Annotated in this window: 16 protein-coding genes; 9 read left to right on the top strand and 7 right to left on the bottom strand. The window is 56.6% G+C overall.

From position 1 onward, the window contains the following. Positions 1-92: 92 nt before the first annotated feature. Positions 93-1337 (bottom strand): helix-turn-helix domain-containing protein, encoded by a 1245-nt coding sequence (locus DZC51_RS04545; RefSeq protein ID WP_157294190.1) that lies wholly within the window; start codon positions 1335-1337, stop codon positions 93-95. Between the two features lie 398 nt (positions 1338-1735). Here DZC51_RS04545 and DZC51_RS04540 point away from each other — a divergent pair, with 398 nt between their 5' ends. Then, positions 1736-3055 (top strand): MFS transporter, encoded by a 1320-nt coding sequence (locus DZC51_RS04540; protein WP_157294189.1) that lies wholly within the window; start codon positions 1736-1738, stop codon positions 3053-3055. A 100-nt stretch (positions 3056-3155) separates the two neighbouring features. Continuing rightward, positions 3156-4817 (top strand): sensor domain-containing protein, encoded by a 1662-nt coding sequence (locus tag DZC51_RS04535; RefSeq protein WP_157294188.1) that lies wholly within the window; start codon positions 3156-3158, stop codon positions 4815-4817. Positions 4818-5000: 183 nt separating this feature from the next. Here DZC51_RS04535 and DZC51_RS04530 read toward each other — a convergent pair whose 3' ends face one another. The 4 genes from DZC51_RS04530 to DZC51_RS04515 all read right to left on the bottom strand — a co-directional run bounded on the left by DZC51_RS04530 (position 5001) and on the right by DZC51_RS04515 (position 9416). After that, positions 5001-6167 carry an MFS transporter gene (locus DZC51_RS04530; RefSeq protein ID WP_157294187.1) on the bottom strand — a complete coding sequence of 389 codons (1167 nt, stop codon included), beginning with the start codon at positions 6165-6167 and terminating at the stop codon, positions 5001-5003. A 229-nt stretch (positions 6168-6396) separates the two neighbouring features. After that, on the bottom strand, positions 6397-8808 hold the full coding sequence (locus DZC51_RS04525) for a heavy metal translocating P-type ATPase (RefSeq protein ID WP_157294186.1): 2412 nt from the start codon (positions 8806-8808) through the stop codon (positions 6397-6399). A gap of 75 nt (positions 8809-8883) precedes the next feature. After that, complete coding sequence (gene copZ / locus DZC51_RS04520; RefSeq protein ID WP_157294193.1) at positions 8884-9093, bottom strand: copper chaperone CopZ; 210 nt, start codon at positions 9091-9093, stop codon at positions 8884-8886. Between the two features lie 14 nt (positions 9094-9107). Further along, on the bottom strand, positions 9108-9416 hold the full coding sequence (locus tag DZC51_RS04515; protein WP_157294192.1) for a metal-sensitive transcriptional regulator: 309 nt from the start codon (positions 9414-9416) through the stop codon (positions 9108-9110). Between the two features lie 262 nt (positions 9417-9678). On the opposite strand from DZC51_RS04515, the gene DZC51_RS16195 reads away from it, so the two are divergent. After that, complete coding sequence (locus DZC51_RS16195) at positions 9679-9816, top strand: Lmo0850 family protein (protein WP_198304063.1); 138 nt, start codon at positions 9679-9681, stop codon at positions 9814-9816. Positions 9817-9870: 54 nt separating this feature from the next. Here the strand turns inward: DZC51_RS16195 and DZC51_RS04510 are convergent, their stop codons facing one another. Beyond that, entirely contained in the window at positions 9871-11055 is a 1185-nt protein-coding gene (locus DZC51_RS04510; RefSeq protein ID WP_157294185.1) for an FtsW/RodA/SpoVE family cell cycle protein, read from the bottom strand. Positions 11056-11279: 224 nt separating this feature from the next. On the opposite strand from DZC51_RS04510, the gene DZC51_RS04505 reads away from it, so the two are divergent. From DZC51_RS04505 to DZC51_RS04480, 6 genes are all read left to right on the top strand, one after another. After that, a complete protein-coding gene (locus DZC51_RS04505; protein ID WP_157294184.1) occupies positions 11280-12362 on the top strand; it encodes a D-alanine--D-alanine ligase in 1083 nt (360 codons plus the stop codon). Positions 12363-12375: 13 nt separating this feature from the next. Continuing rightward, positions 12376-13743, top strand: coding sequence for a UDP-N-acetylmuramoyl-tripeptide--D-alanyl-D-alanine ligase (locus tag DZC51_RS04500; RefSeq protein ID WP_157294183.1), 1368 nt, complete (start codon positions 12376-12378; stop codon positions 13741-13743). Positions 13744-14336: 593 nt separating this feature from the next. Continuing rightward, positions 14337-15797 (top strand): degradosome RNA helicase CshA, encoded by a 1461-nt coding sequence (gene cshA, locus DZC51_RS04495; protein WP_157294182.1) that lies wholly within the window; start codon positions 14337-14339, stop codon positions 15795-15797. A 309-nt stretch (positions 15798-16106) separates the two neighbouring features. Beyond that, positions 16107-16586 carry a PH domain-containing protein gene (locus DZC51_RS04490; protein ID WP_157294181.1) on the top strand — a complete coding sequence of 160 codons (480 nt, stop codon included), beginning with the start codon at positions 16107-16109 and terminating at the stop codon, positions 16584-16586. Beyond that, a complete protein-coding gene (locus DZC51_RS04485) occupies positions 16579-18126 on the top strand; it encodes a PH domain-containing protein (RefSeq protein WP_198304062.1) in 1548 nt (515 codons plus the stop codon). The genes DZC51_RS04490 and DZC51_RS04485 overlap by 8 nt, the downstream gene beginning before the upstream one ends. A gap of 58 nt (positions 18127-18184) precedes the next feature. Further along, the gene (locus DZC51_RS04480; RefSeq protein ID WP_157294179.1) at positions 18185-18661 is read left to right on the top strand and encodes a DinB family protein; all 477 of its coding nucleotides are present in this window, start codon (positions 18185-18187) and stop codon (positions 18659-18661) included. 44 nt (positions 18662-18705) lie between these two features. Here DZC51_RS04480 and DZC51_RS04475 read toward each other — a convergent pair whose 3' ends face one another. Then, a complete protein-coding gene (locus DZC51_RS04475; protein WP_157294178.1) occupies positions 18706-20085 on the bottom strand; it encodes an LLM class flavin-dependent oxidoreductase in 1380 nt (459 codons plus the stop codon). Positions 20086-20095: the final 10 nt, after the last annotated feature.

The raw sequence follows: 20095 nt of genomic DNA, 5'->3' as shown, positions 1-20095 counted from the left end.
TTTCAGGAATAGAAAAAACTGCAGACCAAGGAGTAGTTCACTCACTTTGTCTACAGTCTGAGATGCCGTCCACTCAATGGACGGCATCTTTTTTAGTGTGCTGTCAGCCGTTTGCGCACCTGCTCAACCCGGTCCTTGTAAGGGGTCCGGGGAAGGGGGGAGATGCGCTCAAAGACATCTTGGATCAGTGACAGGGCTTCTTCCGTTTTACCGGCCGCCCATAGGGATTCCGCTTTATAGGCTTCCCCCTCCATGAAGATCGACAGGTCGATCGGATGGTGGATATATTCCCGGGGGACAAGCGCGAGGTCAAGAGTGTCGAGTGCTTCTTCATGCCGGCCGAGTCCGGAAAGCGCCTTTCCGATTTCAAGTGACTTATATGGAGAGTTGAGCGGGTTCGGCATGGCCTGTTCCGGATCATCCGGCCATTCCTGTATCCGACGATATGCTTCCTCGTAATCATTCCGGAATGAGTTCAGTTCGTGGACATCGAGAAACGTCAAGAAACCGGCCGTTTCCTGGTCGTCTGCGAACTCCGCATATTGCCTGATCTTTTTTCGGTAGTGCCCGTATTCATCTTCCATCCCGGCCATGAGGGCGTGAACCGAAGCCAGCCGGTACCAGTCGCTCATATGGTAGTAAAGGTCATTCTCACGGGAAAAGGCCAGTGCCCGCTCCATAACTGAGACGGCCTCTTCCGTTTTGCCGACCGCATAAAGCAGAGCGGCCTGCAGGTAATCGAAGTCGAGGCGCGTCATCGGTTCGATGAAGAGCCCCTTTTCCTCAAGTGCTGCCCGCTCCCGGAGCAGCGTTTCCAGGGCTTCTGCATATTGGTGCCGGGTAAAGAGCAGCTGTGCGCGGAACATGCCGATCGCTGCACGCCTGGGTACGATGTTCAGCGAATCGTAGATGGCGGCCGCCCTGTCGATCGGCTCTTCCCATCCGTCTTCCTCCAAATTGTGGAGAGACCGTCCGTACATCTCGAGCAACCGGCCGGATTCGTACCCTTCGCCCATTCGGCCGATATAGGGCCTGATCAGATTTATGAGACGTTGTCTGGCTTCCTTCGCACCATCATCCAACAGCCTGACGGAGGCGTATTCCTCTGCTTGATCCAGCAGTTTCCTCAGTTCCTCCCGGCTGCTTTCCTCAAGCAAGTCGGAAGCGGGTATTTTCAGCTGTGAGGCAATATGTGACAGGCTCTCCATCGATGGCTTGGCCTTATTGTTTTCAATCAGGGAAAGCATTCCCTTCGACATTTTGTCGCCGGCCAGTTCCTGCAGGGTCATCTTACGAGTTTTTCGGAGCCGGCGAATCCGTTCGCCCAATGTTTCCAAAAAGGGAACACCTCCAATCATTTTGCGTAGTTTAAGTGTATTAAACAAATGCTTGCTTGTGAAGTGGCAAGTGTGTTATTGTTTGTTTAACCAAATTAAACAAAGGGGAGAACAACGTGGAACAATCCATGACATTGCGCCGGGCAACCTCTCATCTATGGAGAATTATTGCAGGCAGGCTCATTCTAACATCCGGGCAACGGAGCGGACATCCGGAACCAAGGCGAAAAACGGAATTCCGTAAAGTGGATCCGTCCGAGATGGAATGGATGAAACCAAGACGCTGGCTGTAAGGTTATTTTTTTGCGAGATAAGTTTAATCAAATTTAACTATTTCTTGTTTCGGGTAAAACGCAGTGCTATGATTTAGCTAATTCATGTAGTGAGGAGCGAAGAAGATGGAACAGGCAGTGAAACTTCGCCGCGCCACCTATCACATCTGGACTTTCATGGCGAGCAAGCTGATTTCCGCTTTTGGTGCCCAAGTCTATACATTTGCCATCAGTTTTTACATCCTCCAGCTGACGGGATCAGCCACAAGCTTTGCGATGAACCTGATCTGCAGCATCCTGCCGCGGACAATCGCGGCTCCGTTTGCCGGATATGCCGCTGACCGCTGGCCGAAGAAAACAATCGTCCTGACTGCGCAGGGGGCGATCGTGCTTGCGATCGGAGGGCTGCTTTCGGTCAGCATGATCTACGGACTCTCGCTTCCGGCCATCTATGCCACCACTGCCGTCATCTCGCTGGCTGCTTCGTTTTCCGGTGTCGCGTTTTCCGCGGCGATCACGGGGCTGGTCGACGAGGAGCGCATCCAGAAAGCGATGTCGCTGAACCAGATGTCGATCTCGATCGCGGCCATCGGTGCACCCGCTGTCGGCGGGCTGCTTTACGGCACGGTTTCGATGAACCTGTTCCTCATCCTGTTCATGGCGGCGGAAGCCGTCGCGCTCCTCTTGGAGGCGACGATGAATTTCCGCCTGTTTAACCGCAAGGCGGATGCCGGGGAAGAGACTGGGAAAGAACCTGTGAATGAGAAGCTTCTGCAGAGCATGAAGGCAGGTCTCGCTTATCTGAAGACCCAGCCGGTCATCATGACGATCATCTGGATTTCGCTGTTCATCAACTTCCTGTTCGGAGCGTTCCAGGTCGGCTATTCCTACATCCTCATCGAAAAGATGAAAATGGCTTCAGAGCACTTCGGCCTGACGGAAGGGGCGTTCGCTGTCGGGATGCTGCTCATGTCCGTATACTTGAGTGTCAGGAAAGAAGTGAAGTATCCGCTTCTCGTCTCCAAATGGGGGATCGTGACGATGGGGCTGATCATGGCAGCCGTCGCGCTGCCGCTCCTGGTGAGCCTTCCGTACACGGGGCTCTTCATTTTCTATGCAGCGGTGATGTTCGCTTTCGGGCTGGTCATGATCCTCGTCAACACACCGATCCAGGTCATGATGCAAAAGCGGGTCGATGACGACTACAAAGGACGGGTATTCGCCATCCTGGAGACGATGGCGATGGCCCTCATGCCGCTCGGAACGGTGCTGTATGGCTTCCTGTATGACTTGCTTGCGGCTGAATGGATCCTCATCATTTCTGCGGCCGTTCTGATTGCGGTGGTCCTCACTCTGGCGCGACCGTCTGTGGTGCGGAAAGCACATCCGGAACTTGGTAAGGAAGCACCGCATGGCCCGGAAAATCCGGCGCCTGCAGAATCATAATAGAGAGCGGAACCGGACGGGCTGCATGCCCGTCCGGTTCCGTTTAACAGGATTTTCCTCTATAATGTAGCCAAAGCGATGGCGGAGAGGGGGGACATCGATGGGAAGGCTGCAGCTTGGTTTGATGGAACAGGTGTTGTCGGAAGGGTTCGGTGAAATGCTGTTCATCATGAAAGTTGGCCGGGCCGATGAATTCATCTACGAGTGGATCAACCGAAAGGCAAGGGAAGAACTGGGGTTCAGCGATGAACATATCGGCAGGACGATCGATGAGGTTTACGGCGAACAGGTCGGGGGAAGCCTCACGGATCGCTACATAGAAGTCGTAAATCGCGGCGCGCAGGTGGTGTATGAGGATTATTTTATCGGACAGGACGGAGAGGTCCGATATTCAGAAGTCATGCTGACGCCTCTTATCGAGGAAGGGGAGGTCCGGTATATCGTAGCCCTCGTCAAAGACATCACGGGCAGTAAACAGAACGAACTGATGCGGCGGGAGATGATTCAGCGTCTGGAAGAAAGCTCATCCCGCTTCCGGGCCCTTTTCGAGAATAACGGGGACGCCGTACTGGAACTGGGGCCGACAGGCGAGATTACAGGCGCTAACCCCGCAGCCATCCGGCTGCTCGGCAGGGCCCCCGAAGCCCTGGCGGGAAGCCCGTTTTCCTCCCTGGTTTCACAAAATGACCGGGGGCTTGCGGAGGCTGCATTTCGCCTGGCTGCCGGAAGTCATCTGCAGGATGTCCGCATTGATATCCTGACGGAAAGTGCGGGGCCTGTCGGATGCCTGCTGAAGTTCACACCGGTCGCACCGGACGGCGAGCCGATCGGCTATTTTGCGAATCTGAAGGACATGCGTGAACTGGATCAGCTGGCGGACCTGTACCTGGAAAGCCTGAATCAGTTCAAGATCATCACCGACAACGTGAGTGATGTGATCGTCACAATTGACGGGAATTGGCGCCTGCTTTATGTCTCCCCGTCATCAAAGGCCCATTACGACTACGACCCACGGGAAGTCGTAGGGAAGGATACAGAAGAACTGATCCATCCCGACGACTTCCCGGATCTGGCCAGGGGGTACGAGGAGATTCTCGAAGGCCGGCACATCTTCCGTCTCCGCCTCCGGGTGCTCCATAAAAACCGAAACTGGATCTGGTCAGAACTGAATGCCTCCGCCGTGCGGGGACCGGACGGTGAATTCCTCCATATGGTCGTCGTAATCCGGGACATCAGCCGGCAGAAGGCGGAGGAAGAGCGCCTTGAACACTATGCCTATCATGACCAACTGACCGGTCTGCCGAACCGCAGGCTGTTCCTGAACCGGCTGCAGGACAGAATCATAGAATTTGAAAAGACAGGAAGGCGGTTTGCCGTCGCCCTGATGGACCTTGACCGGTTCAAGAAGGTCAACGACACATGGGGACACAATGTCGGGGATGAAGTGATCCGGGCGTTCAGCAACCGGATTGAGAATGCGGCTGACCATGTACTCGCCGCCCGGTTTGGAGGGGACGAATTTGTCGTCTTAATTACGGACTGCAGTACCCATCAGGAAGCCGAAAACCTTGCCGGCAGAATCATCGGCGCACTCAGGGAACCGATTGTCGCCGGCGGGCATGTGATTTCCATCAGCACAAGTATCGGCATCGCCTTTGCCGGTCCGGGCCGGGCCTCCACGGATGTTCTTCTGAAACTCGCTGACCGCGCGATGTATGTCGCCAAGCAGGAAGGCCCGAACCGGTACCGGATCGTGGAGTGAGATTCATCCTGAATGAAAGACCAGGCAAGTTCAGCGAAAGACCAGGCGACGGCAGCGAGAGTACAAGCAAGGACAGCAAGAGCCCAAGCGGCGATAACGAGAGTCCAAGTAGCTGCCGCCAATCATCCATAAACAACGCGACGAAAAGCCGCTCCGGATTATATCCGGAGCGGCTTTTGAAATTCAGGCTGCAGATTCCCTCAATGATTTCCCTGATTTCCGGTAGAGGAGGATCAGTGCCACCGAGAGCACAGCAAGTGCGGCGGAGATCCAGTAGACGCCGTCAGGCATCCTGGTGAACAGCCATGTAAACAGCAATGGTCCCGCAATACGTCCCACATTGTCCATCGAGTAGCTCATGCCCGCTGCCGTACCGTAGCGGCCGCCCGATTCCTTTGTCGTGAGCGACACAAGTACCGTGCGCGCAAGGGCATTGCCCGCTGTGAACACACAAAGCGACAGACCCGCCCAGAACAGGCTGCCCGTGAACACCGTGAGGGCGAGCCCGGCAGCAGTCACCAACTGGGCGATGATGATGACCTTCGTCTCCATGCCATCCTTGACACGGCGGACGACGCCCCCCTGGATGGCCGCATCGACCAGCCCGCTAAAGAGGAACAGGTAGCCGATCTGCTTTGGCGTAATTTCGATTTTATGCATCTGGAACAGTTGGAAGGTCGCCTCGATGCCGGCGAGGATGAATGTCACCATGAATGACATAAGGAACAGATAGCGCACGCGGTAGCTCCACAGCTTGGCCGCACCAACAGGGACAATCGCCCGCTTTTTCGCTTCGCCCTTACGTTCCGGCTCCTTCAGGACAACCATGGCATAACCGAGAAGAATCAGGACGAGTATACCGGAAGCGATGAACGGAAGCGACAGGCGGATGTCGCCAAGGATGCCGCCGATCGCCGGGCCGAAGATGAAGCCGAGGCCGATTGACATTCCGAGGAGCCCCATGTACTTGTTGCGGTTTTCCTCATCGGTCAGGTCGGCGACAAAGCCTGTGACCGCTGTGTAAAGCGCACCGGAGAATAGCCCGCCGATCACACGTGACAGGTACATCATCACAAGTGAGTCGGTGAAAGCCGCGAACATGAAAAAGCTCAGGCTGAAACCTGCCAGGCCAATCGCGATGAGCTTCTTGCGTCCGGTCCGGTCGGAGTACGCTCCCCAGAGCGGTGCTGTAAAGAATGACGCCAGCGCATAGACGGTCAGCAGCCCGCCGACATGCAACTCATCGAATCCCTGTGCCACAACGACCTCCGGCAGCACCGGGATGATGATCCCGAACCCGAGATAAACGAAGAACTGGACTGACATGAGTAGAAGAATCGATTTTTTCATAGAGAGAGACCTGCTTTCAAGAAACATGTGTTGCATTTATTCTACTCCGGGGAGAGGTGAAGTGACAAATGAAGGTGCCGCTGGCGAAAGTGACGAAAGCGGGGCTGAAAGTGACGAAAGGGTCCCCGAAAGTGATGAATGCAACGGGGGGCGAGTGTACAGCGGACGATGCCCCCTGGGACCCCAAAAATCCGCCCTCCATCCGGGAGGGCGGATTTCCACCATCATATCAATCCCTTAACTTCACGCGCTGCAGCCTGAGGGCGTTCAGGACGACCGATACCGAACTGAACGCCATCGCGGCGCCTGCAACCCATGGGGCAAGGAAGCCGGCTGCGGCAATCGGGATGCCGACCGAGTTATAGGCAAGGGCCCAGAACAGGTTCTGCTTGATGTTGCGCACAGTCAGGCGGCTCATGCGGAGCGTGTCGGACACCCGCTTCAGGTCACCGTGCATGAGGGTGACGTCCGCAGCTTCCATCGCCACGGCGGTGCCGGTGCCCATCGCCATGCCGATGTCGGCAGTGGCCAGGGCCGGCGCGTCGTTGATGCCATCGCCGACCATCGCGACTTTCCGGCCTTTTTCCTGCAGGTCTTTGACGACGGCCGCTTTTTTCTCCGGAAGGACGCCGGCGATGACATGTTCTATGCCCGCCGTGCGGGCGATCGCTTCCGCGGTGCGCGGCTGGTCGCCGGTCAGCATGATGACGTCGATTCCCGATTCCTTCAGTTCACGGACGGCCTCTGCCGATGTGTCCTTGAGCGTGTCCGCAACCGCGATGACGGCGGCATGCCGTCCGTCAGCTGCCATGAACATGACAGTCTTGCCGTCGTCTTCAAGTGCACCGATATCTGCAATCGATGTGTCGAGAGGGATGCCGCGGTCTTCCAGCAGTTTCCGGTTGCCCAGAAGGATGTCGCTGTCATCAACACGTACTTCAATCCCATGACCCGGAATCGCAGAGAAACCGGCAGTCGGAGGAAGGGTGGATGCATGTTCTTCGCCAAATGCCGTAATGGCGGAAGCGACCGGGTGTTCCGACTCTTTCTCGGCGGCAGCCGCGGCAAGGATCAGCTCTTCACGGTCCAGGCCGTCAGTTGTGAGGAAATCGGTGACTTCCGGCTTGCCTTTTGTCACGGTGCCCGTTTTGTCGAGGACGACGGTGTCGATATGTTTTGTGCCCTCGATGGCTTCCGCAGTCTTGAACAAGATGCCTTGCTCGGCGGAGCGGCCGGATCCCGCCATGATCGAGGTCGGTGTCGCAAGGCCCAATGCACATGGACAGGCGATGACGAGGACGGCGATCATGCTTTCAAGCGACTGGGCGAAATTGCCCGGATCGACGATCAAGTACCACACAAGGAATGTAACGGCTGCGATGCCGACAACGATTGGGACGAAAATGCCGGAAATCCTGTCGGCCAGCCGCTGGATCGGAGCCTTTGAGCCTTGTGCTTCTTCCACTGTGCGGATGATTGATGCCAGCACCGTATCCTTGCCGACGCTCACGGCTTTGGCGCGGAGCGAACCGTTGCCGTTCACCGTCGCGGCGAACAGCGTATCCCCCTCGGATTTGTCGACAGGCAGGCTCTCGCCCGTCAGCATCGATTCATCGAAGGAAGAACTACCGGACAGTACTAGGGCGTCGACCGGAATCGAGTCCCCGGGCCGGATAACGAGAACATCGCCCTCCATCACATCGGCCACCGGGACCTCCTTCATTTGGCCTTCCCGCTCAATGGTCGCTGTCTGCGGCTGCAGCCCCATCAGTTTCTGGATCGCATCCGAAGAACGGCCTTTCGCCCTTGCCTCAAACACCTTCCCGAGTAGGATCAGCGTAATCAGGACTGCACTCGTTTCAAAATAAAGTCCGGGAATATGTCCGCTTCCTGCGTGTGCCAGTACCAGATACACGCTGTAGAAGTAAGCGGCGGATGTGCCGAGAGCGACAAGGACGTCCATGTTGGCGCTGCCGCTCCGGAGCGAGTGGTAGGCACCTTTATAAAACGTCCATCCGATCCAGAACTGGACCGGTGTAGCAAGCGCCCACTGCACATACGGGTTCATCAGGAAGTCAGGCACGTACATCCATTCGGTGAACGAGAAGTGGGCGACCATCGTCCAGAGAAGCGGGAGGGAGAGGACCGCCGAGATGATGAACATTCTCGTTTTCTTGCGGATCTCTTCCTTCCTGTGGTCGGGTGCACCATCACCTTCCTGTTTGAGGCGAGCGTCATAACCGATTTTTCGGATCCGTTCGATGATTGCTTCCGGATCAAGCTGCGCCGGATCATAGGTGACGTGTCCGGTCTCAAGCGCCAGGTTGACATTCGCCTGGGACACTCCCGGCATTTTGCCGACGACTTTCTCGATCCGGGCAGAACAGGCCGCACAGGTCATGCCCATGATCTCCAGTTCGGCATCCTGCTTGGCCACGTCGTAGCCGAGGTTGCGGATTTTCTCTTCAATGGAGGGAATGTCCGTCTTGGTGCTGTCGTACTCGACAGTCGCCTTCTCTGTCGCGAAGTTGACCGCAGCGGACGCCACGCCTTCCATCCGTCCCAGCCCTTTCTCGACCCGGTTTGCACAGGCAGCGCACGTCATGCCGGTGATGGCAAGTTCGCGCTTATCATTGCTCATGGCAGTTCATCCTTTCATAGGGGAGGGGGGTATACGCAATGCCCGGGAAAAGCTGCGGTTCCCCGCAGCCTGCCGTCATTTTACATCGTAGCCCTGTTCTTCGATCGCATCTTTGATCTGCTGGTCGTTTACAAGGTCTTCGTTGTAGGCGACTTCCACGGTGCCTGCTTCAAGGTTGACCTTCACGGCATCCGCGCCATTCAGGCCGCGGACCGCATTTTCAACAGAGTTTACACAGTGGTTGCAGCTCATGCCTTCCACCTGCAGTACGAGATTGGTTGCCATCATGTATCTCCTCCTTATTTCCTCATCAGTTTTTGGATGGTGACGGTCAGTTCATCAAGGACTTCGTCGTCCCCTTCAAGCAGCCGGTCACGGACGCATCCTTTCAGATGTCCGTCAAGCAGGATCCGCGCCACACTGTTGAGGGCGGACTGGGTGGCTGCCAGCTGGGTGATGACGTCGTCGCAGTATACATCCCGCTCAATCATTCCCCGGATGCCGCGCACTTGGCCCTCGATCCGGTTCAGCCGGGTGGCGAGGTTCTTCTTGACCTCGGGTGTCTGGTGGCTTTTCCGGCAGGACTCTTCATGAACCGGACTTTCCATTGGCTCTGTCGTCAATGGGCACCGCCTCCTTTGCTAATCTCATTATACCATCGAGGGGTATGTAATCAAACATTTGAAAGCGGACTTTTTCAGAATAAAACATTTACGGCAAGGCAACAATTGTAACAGTATTGAAAGATTTGACGCATAGCGCCGGTGGTATAGTAGGGTTGTGTATTTAGAACGTTCGGTATCATCCATTTTTCACGCAACTTCGCCCCCGGTTGCTGCGTCATATTGAAGGAAGGAAGAGGTGGAACGGATGGCCCAGAAAAAGGACGTCAAGACGATCGCAGAGCGGATTACAGCATTAGGCATTCCCGTGACGCTGACAAAGTCACGCCTCGATTTGCTTAAAACTCTTGCGCCGCCCGCTGGCTCCCAGGCACCCACGACCTAAGCTTCAAAAAAGCTCCCGCCTCAACACAAGAGGCGGGAGCTTTTTGTACGCTATTCAGTCTTCCGGATCGGACGAGAACATGTAAGTGCGGTGGTGGAACTTCATGCTGAAGACGAGTCCGAGGGCAAGCATGTTGCCCATGATGGAACTGCCACCGTAGCTGATGAGCGGGAGAGGGATCCCGGTGATCGGCAGGAGCTGGATGGTCATGCCGACGTTCTGGAACACATGGAACGTGATCATGGCAATGATGCCGGTGCATACATACGTGGAGAACGGGTCCTTGAGCTGCAGTGTTGTCCGGGTCAGGTGATAGATCAGGACGAAATACAGGCTGATGACAAGGCTTGCCCCGATGAAGCCCCAGTCTTCGCCGATGATCGAGAAGATAAAGTCGGTATGGGCTTCCGGCACGTACACTTCACGGCCCTGGAAACCCTTGCCGTCGATCATGCCGGAGCCGATCGCGTTCAGCGATGTGATCAGGTGACGGCCTTCATCGGAAGGATACGCGTACGGATCCAGCCAGGAATAGATCCTTGCGAACTGATACGCGCTGAATCCGAATGTCTTCACGAGAAAATCCTGCATGTTGACGGCCATCCAGATCAGCAGTGTGCCGAATGCGGCGACTCCCGCAAATAGGGGTACGATGATTTTCCAGCTGATCCCGGAGACGAGGATCAGCGCCGCCGTAATCGCGATAAAGACGAGAGCCGTCCCGAGGTCAGGCTGCTCCAGGATGAAGAACAGCGGGAGTCCCAGGAGTGCAGTGATCTTGCCGAGAAGCAGCAGATCGGTCTGTCTCGTGCGGTTCATGTGCTTCTCGTTATGCATCGTGATGAGGCGTGCCGCCCCGAGGATATAGAAGGTCTTCATGAACTCAGCCGGCTGGATGCTGCCGAGACCCGGCAGGTGGAACCAGCTTTTCGCATTGTTGCGCCGGGCAACGAGTTCCATTCCTTCGGGCAGGATAAAGAGCAGGAACAGTAGGAATACCCCGCCGCCGTAAATGACCCAGGCGGCTTTCTTGTACTGCTCCGGGTCAAAATACATCATCACGGCGATGATGGCGGCCCCCACGACATACCACTGGATCTGGGAGGGGACAAAGTTGATATTATATTGTCCGGTCGTCTGCGCGGATGCGATGGCGACTGTGCTGACGATGAGGAACAAAAGCAGGATGAACGCCAGCGTCCAGTCAAAGCGGTCTGACGCCCGATTATTCAGTTTCATGTTTGATCACCCGGTCGTTTCAAAGATTCACAGAATGGTTTCGGCAATACGCTCCATTATACCGCATACCGGTGCCGATTGCCTGTCTGACTTCCGTCATTAAAGGACGCCCGGCGTTGGAAAATGTTTCATTATCATTTCACATGGATGTTTTTTGCCGGGCTTCTGTAACGGGATGGCTCCCGCGTGCTACACTGATAATATCCGAGACATGGAGGTTGACCATGAAAAATCGTATCTTTCTTTTATATGGCGGCAAGTCCGCGGAACACGAAGTCTCGCTTTCGACCGCGCGCGCCGTCACCCATGCACTTGATTTCGGCCGGTATGATGTCACACCGGTATTTATCACTCCGGAAGGCGAATGGCGTCCGGGGCCGCTGCTTGCAGGGCCGGCAGAGAACGTCACCGACCTGATGATCGGGGAAAACGGCACGAATGCGCCGGCCCGGCTCACGGACGGCATTGCCGCTCTTGCCGCGCAGACTCCCGATGCTCCGCCTGTCGTCATCCCGCTTCTTCACGGTCCGAACGGAGAAGACGGCACGGTACAGGGCCTCCTCGAAGTGCTTGATCTCCCGTATGTAGGAAACGGGGTGCTTGCGTCGGCAGCCGGGATGGACAAAGTCGTCATGAAGCAGCTGTTCGCCCAGGCCGGACTGAACCAGGTGCCTTATGTCCACTTTATCCGCAGCGAATGGAACAAAAACCGCGACGGCATCCTTGGCGAGTCTGAGTCCAGGCTTGGCTGGCCGGTATTCGTGAAGCCGGCAAACCTTGGCTCGAGCGTCGGGATCTCGAAGGCTTCCGACCGTGAGAGCCTGATCACGGCGATCGAGGAAGCGCTCCGCTATGACCGCAAAGTCATCATCGAGCAGGGTGTCGATGCGCGCGAAATCGAAATGGCCGTTCTCGGCAACGACGAGCCGAAATGCTCAGTCGTAGGCGAGATCAGCTCTGCTTCCGACTTCTATGATTATGAATCCAAGTACGTGGATGGAAACACGATGCTGACCATCCCGGCAGATGTTCCGGAAGAAGCGGCCGAAGAGATGGAACGCGCTGCAAAAGCGGCGTTCAAGGTGCTCGACTGTTCCGGGCTTGTGCGTGCTGACTTTTTCCTCACGAAAGACGGCAGTGTACTCATCAATGAAGTCAACACGATGCCTGGCTTTACGCCGACCAGCATGTTCCCGCTTCTCTGGCAGAACTCCGGCATGACCTATCCGGAACTGCTTGAGGAACTGATCCGCCTGGCACTGGAACGCTATCATGAAAAACAGTCACTGAATACGAACAAAGATTGAGGGAATCCTTTCTATGAAACGTACATTGAATGAAATTGCGGACTGGCTCGGCCTTCCGCACACAGAAGGCGGCGGAGTTGCCGTAACGGGTGTGTCGATCGACACCCGGACATTGAAAAAAGATGATCTGTTCATTCCGTTCAAGGGGGAACAGGCGGACGGCCACCGCTTTGTCCCTCAGGCATTCGACAAGGGTGCCGCGGCGACACTCTGGCAAAAAGGGGTTCCGGGGGCACCGGATGACCGGCCGGTGCTTTTCGTTGAAGATCCTGAACTGGCGCTTCAGCAGATGGCGCGCCGCTACCGCGAAGAACTGGATGCCGTGATCATCGGCATCACCGGATCGAACGGCAAGACATCAACCAAAGATCTTGTCGCAGGAACGCTTTCCCCTTACTTCCGCGTGCGCAAAACGGAAGGGAACTATAACAACCAGCTCGGCCTTCCGCTGACAATCCTGTCGCTTCCGGAGGACACCGAGTACGCGGTGCTCGAGATGGGCATGAGCGGGTTTGGCGAAATCTCCTTCCTGTCCGAGCTGGCCCGTCCGAAGTACGCGGTCATCACGAACATCGGCGAGGCGCATATGCAGGACCTAGGTTCCCGTGAAGGCATCGCACAGGCGAAATCCGAAATCACCGATGGTCTACAGCCCGGCGGAAAACTGTTCTACGACGGCGACGAGCCGCTGCTCGCCCCGCATGTGGAGAAACTGCCGGAAGGCGCGGCCGTGCCGTTCGGGGAAGGGGAGACGTGCAGTCTCCGCCTCATGTCGGTCGAGCCGTCGGAAGCGGGAAGCGTGTTCCGGACTGCTGATGGAGAGTTCATGATTCCTGTACTTGGTGCGCATCAGGCCAAAAACGCGCTTGCTGCCATTTTGATCGGGCGGGAAGCAGGGCTCACCGATGAACAGATCCGGGAAGCGCTGAAGTCGGTCGAACTGACCGGCATGCGCATGCAGACGGTCGAAGGGCCTAACGGATCGCTTTTCATCAACGACGCCTACAATGCGGCTCCGACATCTGTGCGGGCGGCACTCGGATTTGTCAGAAGCTCGACATTGCGTGATGAGAAATGGGTCGTCCTCGGCGACATGCTGGAACTGGGCGCGCTGGAAGTGCCGGCCCACGAAGGACTTGCCGAAGAACTGGATCCGGCAGATTTTGACGGCGTCTGCCTGTATGGCCCGCGGATGGAGCATCTGTTCCGGAAGCTTGAAGGGAAATTCCCTGCGGACCGGCTGGTCTGGAGCGCGGAAGACCTGGAACCGATCACCGGAAAACTCAAAAGCCGGCTCGGAGAAGCTCCGCTGATCCTGCTGAAAGGTTCCCGCGGAATGGCGCTTGAACGTATCATCGGGGAATTGGCGGACACATTATAAGCAAGGTCCGTGCGAACAGGAATTTCAGCAAGCGCATCGATCATTCCTTTTTAAAGTGCGGGGCCAGTGCGCGCCAAGTCCGGATTCGCTTCTATAAGTCCGATATCCGTTCCGTCAGTCCGCAAAGCGGATTCTAAGTCCGATATCCGAACCGTTAGTCCGGATCCGGGAATCCAAGTCCGATATCCGCGATGCAGAACCGGAACACGGAATTAAAGTCCCGTTGCCATGCCCAAAGCCTGCGGCCGGATTCCCCAATCCGGTTCAGGCAACATCAATGGACCCCCGCGGGCACTGGCCCGCGCCGGTTTCATTGCAAGAAGAGCCGTGCCATGTTATACTGCTAACTATTGGATACATTTGAACGGGAACTCTTCGCGTTTTTTAGGAAGAGTTGTTTTTTTTGAAACGGTTCGGTTGAAGGGCGTGTTCCTCTCCGGTCGGACCGCCCGGCAGCAACCGGAACTTTTCGAGCGCACTGCCTTGCCGCGGAATGGCGGGCAACACTGAAAAACTCCGAAACGGCACGGCATGCCGGACTTCATTTGAAAATGGATCCAATGATCACATGAAGGATAAGGAGATTGACACATTTGACAAAGTTTTCTGATCTGAACATCAGTGACTCCACACAGCTTTCACTCGAACGCATGGGTTTTGAAGAGGCGACACCAATCCAGGAAGAGACGATTCCGCTCGGCCAGCAGGGCAAGGACGTAATCGGCCAGGCCCAGACAGGTACGGGCAAGACGACTGCTTTCGGCGTTCCGATCATCGAGAAGATCGACACGCAGAACCCGGACATCCAGGCGCTGATCATCGCACCGACCCGTGAACTTGCGATTCAGGTCTCTGAAGAGATCTACCGCATCGGCTACGGCAAGCGTGCCCGCATCCTATCCGTCTACGGCGGACAGGAAATCGGCCGCCAGATCCGCGCGCTGCGCAACCGCCCGCAGATCGTCGTCGGTACACCGGGACGGATTCTCGACCACATCAAACGCGGCACGATGAAGCTTAACGGTGTCCAGACGCTCGTTCTTGACGAAGCGGACGAGATGCTGAACATGGGCTTTATCGAGGACATCAACGCGATTCTCGAGAACGTCCCATCTGAGCGCCAGACGCTTCTCTTCTCGGCAACGATGCCTGGCCCGATCCGTAAAATTGCGGACAACTACATGAAGTCTCCGGTGGAAGTCCGTGTCAAGGCAAAGGAAATGACTGTCGAGAACATCGAGCAGTACTTCGTGAAGGCACAGGAACGCGAAAAGTTCGACGCGCTTACACGCCTGCTGAACGTGCACCCGCCTGAACTCGCAATCATCTTCGGCCGCACGAAGCGCCGTGTGGATGAAGTCGCTCAGGCCCTCAACCTCCGCGGCTACCTTGCGGAAGGCATCCACGGTGACCTGACACAGGCGAAGCGCCTGTCGGTCCTCCGCCAGTTCAAGGAAGGCAAGATCGATATCCTTGTTGCGACTGACGTTGCAGCACGCGGTCTTGACATTTCGGGCGTCACGCACGTCTACAACTTCGACATTCCTCAGGACCCTGAAAGCTACGTCCACCGCATCGGCCGTACAGGCCGTGCAGGCAAGAGCGGGGTTGCTGTCACATTCGTCACACCGCGCGAGATGGGTTACCTCCGCACGGTTGAAGAAACGACGAAGAAGCGCATGACCCCTCTTAATCCGCCATCCGAGGACGAAGCACTGGCAGGCCAGCAGAAGCTTGCAGTCAGCCAGCTGAAGGAAATCGTCGAAAAGAACGAGCTCAACGACTACCGGATCCTTGCGGAAGAAATGCTCAAGGACAATGAAGCCGTTGACCTTATCGCCGCAGCGATCAAAACACTTACGCGCGAGCCGGACGATACCCCGGTCAAGATCACGGAAGAAAAACCGCTTCCGTTCCGTGGTGGAAACCGCGGTGGCCGCAGTGGTGGCGGCGGCTACAAAGGCCGCAGCGGCTCCAGCCGCAGCGGTGGCTACAACCGAGACAGCAAACGTCGCGACGGACGCCGCCCAGGCGGACGCCCGCGCAACCGATAAGACATGTAAAGAACCCGGAAAGCCGACACGGCTTTCCGGTTTTTTTGTCGTGTGGGCAAGTGACGCATCGGCCCACGAAAGTGACGCAACGGCTTCCGAAAGTGATGCAACGGCACTCGAAAGTGATGAATCGGCTTCCGAAAGTGACGAATCGGCTACCGAAAGTGATGAATCGGCTTCCGAAAGTGACGCAACGGCTCTCGAAAGTGACGAATCGCCACGTAAGGCCAAACGCTTAATCGAATTAATGAAACGTTTTTCCGTCGTTTCCGTATACAATAGAAAGAAGTCAACAAAGGGGTGAACCGGATGAGAAGAGAACCGGCGAACCGCATATCGGAAAAGGGGCTGACCGTCTGGAGGATCCACGGGATCTTCTATACGCTGATTGTCCTCGTCCCGGCGATTGCGGCAAGTGTACTGGCATACATATTCGAAGGCCCGATCTGGATTTATATCGTGTCGGGAGCGGTTTCCGTGATTGCGGGATTCCTGCTGATCTTCCTGTTTCCGAAGATCCGGTGGCAGCGCTGGAGGTATGAAGTTCGGGAGACGGAGATCGAGCTGCAGCACGGCCTGTTCATCGTGAAGCGGACGCTTGTCCCGATGGTCCGTGTCCAGCACGTGGACACGAGCCAGGGCCCGATTCTTCGGAAATACGGCCTTTCGGGCATTACGGTGTCAACGGCTGCGACCAACCACGAGGTCCCGGCGCTCCAGATGGAGGAAGCCGACGAGCTGAGGAGCCGGATCTCCGTGCTCGCGAGGGTGGCGGAAGATGATGTCTGAGAAGAACAGGCTGCACTGGGTCACTGCTGTCATTGAACTCCTCAAGACGCTGAAGGAAGCGATCATTCCGCTCCTCGTCATCGTTGTGGCGAACGGCATCGGGCGGGAACGTTCGGGGAATTTCTGGCTGGATAACCTGACCATTCTGATATTCGGGGCATTTATCGTCATTACGGCTGTTGCCGGTTTTATCAAGTGGAAGCGGTTCGTCTACTGGTTCGAGGACGGGGAGCTCCGGATTGAACACGGGTTGTTTGTGAAGAAAAAGCGCTATATTCCGTTTGAACGGATCCAGAGTGTTGATTATACGGAAGGGATTTTCCACCGGCCGTTCGGGCTCGTCAAGGTGAAGATTGAGACCGCCGGGAACTCATCCGTCCTGGAGGGGGCGGAGGCGGACCTGACGGCGGTAACCCGTGCGGAGGCGGACCGGGTAAGCGCGGTCATCTCGGAAGCGAAGCGCCGCAGGCGGGCGGGCGTACAGGAAGTGCAGGAGGACGGTGCAGAAGCTGTCGGTGTCTTCCCGGCGGAAGAGCCGGAAGAAGAAGTGAAAACCCTTTTCCGGATGGGCCGGAAAGAGATCTTCCTCCTTGCGACGTTCTCCGGAAGGATCGGCCTTATCTTTTCCGGGATCGCGATTTTCTTGTCGCAGTTCGCCGACATCCTGCCGTTTGATGTGATCTATGATGAAGTGGTCGCATTTATCCGGTTTGGCGTATTCATGGTCGCCGCGGTGGTCCTTGTCCTGATGCTTGTCGGCTGGATTCTGTCCGTTGCCTGGACGTACCTCGGATTCTATGGATTCACTGTCTCGTTTGACGGGGACGACCTGTTCATCTCGAGGGGGCTTCTTGAGAAAAAACGGGTCACCGTGCCGCTGAAGCGTATCCAGGCGGTACGGGTAAGCGAGAACCCGTTCCAGAAGCTTCTCGGCTATGTATCGGTCAAGGTGCATAGCGCCGGGGGCAGCGTGAAGGAGGCGGGCGCGGCAATCGGGCTGTTCCCGCTCGTAAGGAAGCGGGAAGTGAACGGTCTTCTTTCGGAGCTTTTCCCTGATATTGAAACGTCCGGGGAACTGGCAGGGATTCCGGTGAGGTCCCGTCCGTTCTATTACCGGCTTGACTTCATTTGGGTGCTTCCGCTGACAGCGGCCGCAGGGTACTTCCTGTTCCCGTACGGCCTGCTTGCGTTGCTGATCATTCCGGTGATTATTCTCCTGGGACTCTGGCAGCACCGCTCCGCCGGCTGGAGAGTCAATGACCGCCAGCTGACCGTTCGCTGGCGTGAATTTACGCTGCATACGGTCTATGTATCGAGAAAACGGATCCAGTCGATGCAGGAGCATCAGACCATCTTCCAGAAGCGGAGGAATGTCGCGACTGTCACGGCAGCATTCAAGTCTGGCATCATGCCGAGCAAAGCGCCAATCCGCCATATCGATGAAGCGGATGCGGACCGGCTGATGGATTGGTATGATCCGAGAAATCGGCTGCAGGCACCATCTCCAGTTGAAGGAACTCCTGCTGCAGAAGGCGAATAAGTTCAAACAGACGGGCCTCCCTGATCCGGGAGGCCCTTTTCTGACAGGAGGGGTCGGGTTGGAAGAGCTGATATTCCGCCATATGCAGACGGTTCGCGAACTGACGCTGAAATGCCTGGACGATACACCGGAGGAAATCACAGGAGTCGTCCCCGACGGTTACCGGAACAACATCCATTGGAATTTTGGACATATCTTGTTTATCCAGGAGCGGCTCGCCCTGGAAGTGGCAGGCGAGGAAATGGAACTTCCGGAGGAATACAGGACTTATTTTGCAGCGGGTACAAAGCCGGCTGATTGGAACGGCAATCCCCCTACGCTCATCGAGATCCGTGAGGCACTGGATGCGCAGACGGAGCGGTTGCACAAGCTGCGGGCAGGCAGATTGGATGATCCGCTTCCTGAACCGTTCACAAACCGGATGGGCCTCACGTTTCGCATGGCCGGCGAGACATTGCTGTTCTCTTTTTATCATGAAGCCCTCCATCTGGAGACAATCAGGCAGATGCGGAAATTGATCCGTGCTGCCGAGTGAAGGAAAAAGCCCCGAGCCGGATACGGTTCGGGGCTTTGCTCGATTCATACGGTTTCCGGCTTCAGGCTGTGCTGTTTGCCGGGATGATGGTCGGGCAGCCTATCGCCGCTGCCGAACAGGTTGTCCCGAAGAGAGGTGCCTTCGTAACCTTTCGGAACACGGCCGCGTTCCTGAAGGATCGGGATGACCGATTCGCCGAATTCCCTGAAGGTCTTGTGGGCAAGGGCATAGGCGATGTTGAAACCGTCGACACCGGTCTCATCAACCCACGCCTCAAGCTCATCCGCGACTTGTTCCGGTGTGCCCACTACAGCGGTGCCCATGCCTCCGACGCCGACCGACTTGATGATCTCGCGGATCGTCCAGTGGCGTTCCGGATCGATTTTTGTGAAGGTCTCGAGCGTGGAGCGGATGGCGTCATTCTCGACGTATTCGACTCCGGCATCGAGATCCGCCCCTGACAGGTCGACACCCGTCCAGCCGCCGAACAGGGCAAGTGCCCCTTCGTCGGAGATGTAGGACTGGTACTCTTCAAACTTCGCCAGGGCTTCTTCCTCGGTCCGGCCGATCACCGGCGTGATGAGGGTCAGGATCTTGATTTCCTCCGGGTTGCGACCGGCATCCGCTGCCGCTTCCCGGAGCCGTGTGACAGTTTGTTTGGCTGCGTTTTTCGTTGGTGCCCCGATAAAGGCGAGCTCGGTGTGCCTTCCTGCGAATGCACGGCCTTTTGATGATGCGCCGGCCTGGAACAGCACCGGCGTCCGCTGAGGGGACGGTTCCGACAGATGGGCGCCCGGCACCTTGAAGTATTTGCCGTCATGGCCGATATCGTGGACTTTGGAAGGCTCCGAATATACCCGGTTCACCTTGTCGACTTTCACGGCATCGTCTTCCCAGCTGCTTTCCCACAGTTTGTAGCACACTTCCAGGTATTCTTCCGCGATATCGTAGCGCTCGTCGTGGGAAACCTGTCCGTCCAGTCCCATATTCAGCGCAGCACTCTTGAGATAGGATGTGACAATGTTCCATCCGACGCGCCCCTTTGTCAGGTGATCGAGCGTCGAGATACGGCGGGCGAATGTATACGGATGCTCATGGCTGACGGATGCGGTGACTCCGAATCCGAGGTGGTTCGTAACGGCGGCCATGAGGGGCACGACAAGGGTGGGGTCGTTGACCGGCGACTGCGCGCCCTGGCGTACGGCCGCATCCCGGGTTCCCCCATAGACATCGTACGTTCCAAGCACGTCCGCGAGGAACACGGCGTCAAAGCGGGCCTCTTCCAGGATGCGGGCCAGTTCGATCCAATAGTCGCTGTCCTTGTATCGGTGGGACTGGTCGTCCGGATGCGCCCACAGGCCGGGAGACTGGTGGCCGGGAGTGTTCATCTCAAAAGCGTTCAAGTAAATTCTTTTTTTCGGCATGGTCCTCATC

Source organism: Bhargavaea sp. CC-171006, from assembly GCF_009761675.1.
Lineage (GTDB): Bacteria > Bacillota > Bacilli > Bacillales_A > Planococcaceae > Bhargavaea > Bhargavaea changchunensis.
The sequence above is the reverse complement of the archived record's forward strand: the minus strand, read 5'-3'. Positions and strand labels throughout refer to the sequence as shown.